Annotated in this window: 4 protein-coding genes; 1 reads left to right on the top strand and 3 read right to left on the bottom strand. The window is 67.5% G+C overall.

Features of this window, described 5'->3' with window-relative positions; genetic code table 11:
• Window positions 1-67: 67 nt before the first annotated feature.
• On the bottom strand, window positions 68-1,534 hold the full coding sequence (locus tag SAZ01S_RS06280) for a globin-coupled sensor protein (protein WP_084581104.1): 1,467 nt from the start codon (window positions 1,532-1,534) through the stop codon (window positions 68-70).
• A gap of 265 nt (window positions 1,535-1,799) precedes the next feature.
• Between SAZ01S_RS06280 and SAZ01S_RS06275 the strand changes: the two genes are divergently transcribed.
• Window positions 1,800-2,207: a YybH family protein gene (locus tag SAZ01S_RS06275; RefSeq protein WP_084581102.1), complete on the top strand. Its 408-nt coding sequence runs from the start codon at window positions 1,800-1,802 to the stop codon at window positions 2,205-2,207.
• Between the two features lie 6 nt (window positions 2,208-2,213).
• Here the strand turns inward: SAZ01S_RS06275 and mfd are convergent, their stop codons facing one another.
• Together mfd and SAZ01S_RS06265 are read right to left on the bottom strand one after the other, a co-directional pair.
• Window positions 2,214-5,687, bottom strand: a complete 3,474-nt coding sequence (gene mfd / locus SAZ01S_RS06270; RefSeq protein WP_084581100.1) for a transcription-repair coupling factor — start codon at window positions 5,685-5,687, stop codon at window positions 2,214-2,216.
• A gap of 136 nt (window positions 5,688-5,823) precedes the next feature.
• Complete coding sequence (locus tag SAZ01S_RS06265) at window positions 5,824-6,090, bottom strand: FAD assembly factor SdhE (protein WP_084581098.1); 267 nt, start codon at window positions 6,088-6,090, stop codon at window positions 5,824-5,826.
• Between the last annotated feature and the right edge of the window lie 65 nt (window positions 6,091-6,155).

The raw sequence follows: 6,155 nt of genomic DNA, 5'->3' as shown, positions 1-6,155 counted from the left end.
CCGGTGCCGCCTTGAAATTCGCTTTTTCGCGAATTTCCAAACGGACTCTAAGCGGCGGCCGACCCGATCAGAGATCGGGCCGGGTCAGCGCGGAGATCGCGGCACTGGGCAGCGGGCGGTAGCCGCCCAGCTTCGCGTCGGTGCGCTCGGTGCGGAACTGCGAGGCCAGCTTTGCCAGGTCGCTGACTTCGTTGGCGAGGTTCTGCGCGGCGGCGGAAGTCTGTTCGACCATCGCGGCGTTCTGCTGGGTCGCGCGGTCCATCGCGCCGACAGCGTGCGAAATTTCGCTGATCGCGGTCGACTGCGCGCCATTGTCGGCCGCCATGCTGCCGAGCAGGTCGTGCACCTGGCTGACGTCGCCGGAGATGTTCGCCAGCGCGCCGTCCACCTTCTGCACCGCGTCCACGGCGGTGACGATCTCGGCCTGGGTCATGGTGAGCTGTTCGCGCGCGCGGCCGGCCTCTTCCTCGGCGCGCATCGCGAGCGCCGAGACGAGATCGGCGACGACCGCGAAGCCGCGACCGGCTTCCCCCGCACGGCCGGCCTCGACGGCGGCGTTCATCGCGAGAACGCGGGTCTGGAAGGCAATTTTGTCGAGGCCCTCGATGACGCTGTCGGTACCCTTGGCGGCTTCGGAGACGCGGCCCATTGCCTGCGAGGCTTCGTCGGCGATCGCGCGGCCCTGGCCGACGGTGCTGAGCGCCTGGTCGGCGCGGGTGACGGTGTGACGCGCGGCCTCCGCGGTCGAGCGAAAGCGGGCTTCCATCTGCGAAACCGCTGCGGTGGTCTCTTCGAGGCTCGCCGCATTGCCCTGGGTACGGCGCGAGAGATCCTCGGCCGCCTGCGAAATCTCGTTGATGCCCGAGCGGATACGCATCGTGCCGTCGCTGACCGAGGCGAGCATCTCGCGGATCCGGTCGAGCGTCTTGTTGTAGCTCTTCTCGAGCGCGGTGAAGCTCGACGGGAGGCCGCTCAGTTCGTTGGTGAGGTCGCCTTCCGCCAGCGCGGTGAGGGCGTTCTCAAAGGCCGTGACCGCGGTCTCGCGTTCGGCCTGGGCCTCCTCGAAATAGATCGACAGCGACACTTCCATGTCGAGCAGCGCGGCCTTGACCAGCGCGATGGTCGCCTGTTCGGAACTGGGGCCGCGGAACAGCTGCAACAGGCGCTTGAACGGGTTGTTGAGGCGATGCACGCCGGCAATGAGGTGCTCCAGCACGATCGCATAGCTGCCGACATACCAGCGCGGCTCCAGCCCGATATGGGCGTGGGTGGCGCCGATGCGGCGGGCGCTGGCATGATATTCGCCGGTGAAGTCTGCCGCGGCGATGCGCGCCCAGTGCTTTTCCTGCGCAGCCTTGGCGCGGTTCATGTGCGCCTTGTCGCGGAAGAAGCGCGCGGTCTCCGGCGTCGCGGCGGCACGCGCATAGAAGCGGTCCAGCGCGTCGCCCAGCGTGACCTGCACCCAGGGCTGGGTGGCGCGCAACGTGGCCTGCTGGCGCTCGTCCAGTTCCATGAAGCTCAGCCGCGACTTCATCTGTTCGGGCACCGACGTCTCCTCGACCTAATCTGCTTTTCCGCGTTGCCGCGACGACGCAGCAGAGCGAACTTTAAACATCATAGGATGTCCCGAGGGACAGGTGGGACGCATAAGTATAAATCCGGTGGATAAGCGCTAAGCTCAAACGATCGCACCGAAAAGAGCGCCTTGCGGAACGATCGTCAGCGGCCGCACTGAAGGCTAGGCTCCTGGGTGCGCTGTCGCGACCCCGTTGCCGGGCAATAGAGGGAGGACTTGGGGAATGCTGCTGCTCGGGTTGTTTCTGGTGGTGGCGGAGCCGGCGCAAGTGGAGATCGATGCTGCCATGGCGCAGAGTGTCGCCGGCTGGAACGCCGGCGACGTCGATCGCTTCATGGCGGTCTATGCGGATGACGCCCGCACCAGTTTCGTCGCAGGCGAGGGGCTGATCCACGGCAAGCCCGCAATGATTGCGCGCTATCGGGCCAAATATGACTTCGCCGATCCTGCCAAGCGGGGCACGCTGACGATCGATCGGCTGGACTATCGCTCGCTTGGACCAGACTATGCGCTGTATATCGGCCGCTATACGCTACGCTATCCGGATGGGCACAGCGCGTCCGGTCCCACCAGCCTCGTGCTGCACCACGAAGCCGGTGGATGGAAGATCATCGCCGAGCACAGCAGCTGAGCCGGTTCAGCCCGCGGCGCGTGCGAGGCCGCGGGAAAGCTGCAGCGCGCCGTGCAGCCGCGCCGCCGGGTTCGCCCAGGCGCGGTTGATCACCAGCTTCATGTCCGGCCGCAACCGCGCCGTCTCGCCCAATTTCTCGACATAGGCGATCAGCCCGGCGGGATTGGGGAAATGGTCGTTGTGGAACGACACCAGCGCGCCCTTCGGCCCCAGGTCGAGCTTGGCGATGCACGCCTTCTTGGCGTTGAGCTTGGTCTCGATCAGCCGCAGCAGATTGTCGGTCGCCTCGGGCAGCTTGCCGAAGCGATCGATCAACTCGGCGGCGAAGCTCTCGATGCCGTCGGTATCCTCGATCTCGTTGAGGCGGCGATACAGGCCCATGCGCAGGTCGAGATCGGGGACATATTCCTCGGGGATGAGGATCGGCGCATCGACGGTGATCTGCGGCGACAGGTCCTTGGGCCGGCTCTCGTCGCGCAGGCCCCCGGCCTTGGCGTCGAGGATCGCCTCTTCCAGCATCGACTGGTAGAGTTCGTAGCCGACTTCCTTGATGTGGCCCGACTGCTCGTCGCCGAGCAAATTGCCCGCGCCGCGAATGTCGAGATCGTGGCTGGCGAGCTGGAAGCCCGCGCCCAGGCTCTCCAGGTCGGACAACACCTTGAGCCGCTTTTCCGCCGCCTCGGTCATCTGCCGCTGGGGCGGGGTGGTCATATAGGCATAGGCGCGGGTCTTCGCCCGGCCGACGCGGCCGCGCAGCTGGTAGAGCTGGGCGAGGCCGAACTTGTCGGCGCGGTTGATGATCAACGTGTTGGCGCTCGGAATGTCGAGCCCGCTCTCGACGATGGTGGTCGAGACCAGCACCTCGAACTTGCGATCGTAGAAGGCGGAGATCCGCTCCTCCACTTCGGTCGGCGCCATTTGCCCATGCGCGACGACATAGCGGACTTCGGGCACCTCGTTGCGGAGGAATTCCTCGATCTCGGGCAGGTCGGCGATGCGGGGGGTGACGAAATAGCTCTGCCCGCCGCGATAATGTTCGCGGAGCAGCGCCTCGCGCAGCACCACCGGATCCCAGGGCATCACATAGGTGCGCACCGCCAGGCGATCGACCGGCGGCGTCTGGATCACCGAGAGCTCGCGCAGCCCGCTCATCGCCATCTGCAGCGTGCGCGGGATCGGGGTGGCGGTGAGGGTGAGGACGTGGACGTCGGTCTTGAGTGCCTTGAGCCGCTCCTTGTGGGTCACGCCAAAGCGCTGCTCCTCGTCGACGATGACGAGGCCGAGCCGCTTGAACTCGATATTCTTCGCCAGCACGGCATGGGTGCCGACGACGATGTCGATCGTGCCGGCGGCGAGGCCGTCCTTCACCTTCTTGGTCTCGCCGGCGGTGACCAGGCGGGAGAGGCGGCCGATCTCGAGCGGGAAGCCTTCGAAGCGCGTCTTGAAGTTGTTGTAGTGCTGGCGGGCGAGCAGGGTGGTGGGGCACACCACCGCCACCTGCATGCCGGCCATCGCCGCGACGAAGGCGGCGCGCAGCGCGACCTCGGTCTTGCCGAAGCCGACATCGCCGACGACGAGCCGGTCCATCGGCCGCCCGGCGGCAAGGTCGCCGAGCACGTCGCCGATTGCGCGGTCCTGGTCGTCGGTTTCCTCGAAGGGGAAGCGATCGACGAACGCCGGGTAGCCGCCATGATCCGGCTCGGCGATCTCGGCGCCGCGGGTGGCGCGCAGGGCCGCGGTGGCGATCAGCTCGCCAGCGATCTCGCGGATCCGCTCCTTCATCCGCGCCTTGCGGCGCTGCCAGGCCTCGCCGCCGAGGCGATCGAGCGCAGCGCCTTCCTCGCCCGAGCCGTAGCGGCTCAGCACTTCGAGATTCTCGACGGGCACGTAGAGCTTGTCGCCGCCGGCATATTCGAGCGCGACGCAATCGTGCGGCGCCTTCTGCACCGGGATCTGGGTCAGCCCGTCGTAGCGGCCGATGCCGTGATCGAGATGGACGACGAGATCGCCGGGCGAGAGCGTCGCCAGTTCCTGGAGGAAGGCGTCGGTATTCTTGCGGCGCTTGGCGCGGCGGACGAGCCGGTCGCCGAGCATGTCCTGCTCGGTGAGCACCGCCACGTCGGGGGTGGTGAAGCCATGGTCGAGCGGCAGCACGAGCAGCGCGACCTGCAGCCCGCTGCCGTTCGGATTGGCCACGCCGAGCGCCGGCTGCCAGCCGTCGACCGGCACCGCGCCGGTGAGGCCGTGATCCTCGAGCAGCCCCTTCAGCCGCTCGCGGGCGCCGTTTGAATAGCTGGCGAGGATCGGCTTCTTGCCCTGTGTGCGCAGCGCCTTGAGGTGCGCGACCACCGCTTCATAGACATTGCTGGCGGCAGCGCGCTCGGGCGCGAAGTCGCGGGGCCCGTCGACGCCGAACTCGACGACCTGGGCAGATTCGGGCTCGTGGAACGGCGTCGCCAGGTGCATCGGCTGCGCATCGACCTGCGCCTGCCACTCCTTGGCGAGCAGATAAAGGTCGCCGGCCTTGAGCGGGCGATAGCTGCCCGGATCGGCCGACTGCGCCTTGATGCGGTTATCCTGATAGTCCTTGATCGCCTCGAAGCGCTGCTCAGCGGCGGCCGGCGCGCCGCTGTCGCGGACGATCACGGCATGGTCGGGCAGGTGGTCGAACAGCGTCTCCAGCCGTTCCTCGAACAGCGGCAGCCAATGCTCCATGCCGGCGAGGCGGCGGCCCTCGCTGATCGCCTGGTAGAGCGGGTCGCCGGTCGCGGTCGCGCCGAAGCGGTCGCGATAGCCGCTGCGGAAGCGCTTGATGCTCTCCTCGTCGAGCAGTGCCTCGCTGGCGGGCAGCAGGGTGAAGCCGTCCACGCGGCCGGTGGTGCGCTGGTCCTGCGGATCGAAGGTGCGGACGCTCTCGATCTCGTCGCCGAAGAAATCGAGCCGCAGCGCCTGCTCGGCGCCGCTGGGGAACAGGTCGACCAGGCCGCCGCGCACCGCGAACTCGCCGTGATCGTTGACCGTCTCGACGCGGACATAGCCGTTGGCCTGGAGTCGCGCCGCGAGCTTGTCGAGCCCGATCCGCTCGGCGGGCGCGAGTCGCGCGACCAACTGGCGGATGCGGAACGGCGTGAGCGTGCGCTGCGTGGCGGCGTTGACGGTGGTGACGAGCAGCCGCGGCGCGGTGCCCTTGTTCTGGAGCGCATGCAGTGTCGACAGCCGCTCGGCCATCACCCGCAAGGTCGGGCTGGCGCGATCATAGGGAAGGCAGTCCCAGGCAGGGTAGCTGAGGACCTCCAGTTCCGGCGCGAAGAAGGTGGCGGTGCTCGCCACCGCGCGCATGCCCGCTTCGTCGGCGGCGACGAACACCGCCATCCGGCTGGCGCGCGCGACATCGGCCAGCATCCAGGGCAGGAAGCCGCTCGGCACGCCGGCGAGCGTCAGCGGGTGCTGGGCGGAAAGGATCGTCTTCAGGTCGGGCATGGGGTCTCGCGTCGGAGTCTGTATCGTCTTCCCCCTCACCCTTCCGCCGCTTCGCGGCCCCTTCCCTCTCCCACAAGGGGAGAGGGAAGGGGCCCGCCGCCGGAGGCGGTGGGAAGGGTGAGGGGGACTTTGCCGCTTACTCGGAAATAGGCACGTAATTCAGGGTCTTCAGCGCATCGAGAATCGTCCCCCGGTAGCGCTCCGGGGCGGTGTCGGTTCCCATCGCCCAGGCCATGATGTCGACGTCCTGCTCTTCCAGCAGCGTCTCGAACAGCGCGATCTCCGCGTCGCTCCAGCGTTCGCCATGCTGGTCGAAAAAGCCGCCGATCAGCAGATCGGCTTCCTTGGTGCCGCGGTGCCAACTGCGGAAGCGGAGACGCTTGAGGCGGGTTTCTCGATCCATGATGTGTTTTCCGACGGCAAAGGGCCGGCTGCGCGCCGTGACGCGGCCGACGAAGTTATCAGCTA

The sequence above is a fragment of the Sphingomonas azotifigens NBRC 15497 genome (assembly GCF_002091475.1).
GTDB lineage: Bacteria > Pseudomonadota > Alphaproteobacteria > Sphingomonadales > Sphingomonadaceae > Sphingomonas > Sphingomonas azotifigens.
This window is presented reverse-complemented; position numbering and strand designations above follow the sequence as displayed.

Excerpts from the sequence above, each read along its gene's own strand:
- SAZ01S_RS06280 (WP_084581104.1), bottom strand. The coding sequence starts at position 1,534 with ATGAAGTCGCGGCTGAGCTTCATGGAACTGGACGAGCGCCAGCAGGCC.
- mfd (WP_084581100.1), bottom strand. The coding sequence starts at position 5,687 with ATGCCCGACCTGAAGACGATCCTTTCCGCCCAGCACCCGCTGACGCTC.
- SAZ01S_RS06275 (WP_084581102.1), top strand. The coding sequence starts at position 1,800 with ATGCTGCTGCTCGGGTTGTTTCTGGTGGTGGCGGAGCCGGCGCAAGTG.
- SAZ01S_RS06265 (WP_084581098.1), bottom strand. The coding sequence starts at position 6,090 with ATGGATCGAGAAACCCGCCTCAAGCGTCTCCGCTTCCGCAGTTGGCAC.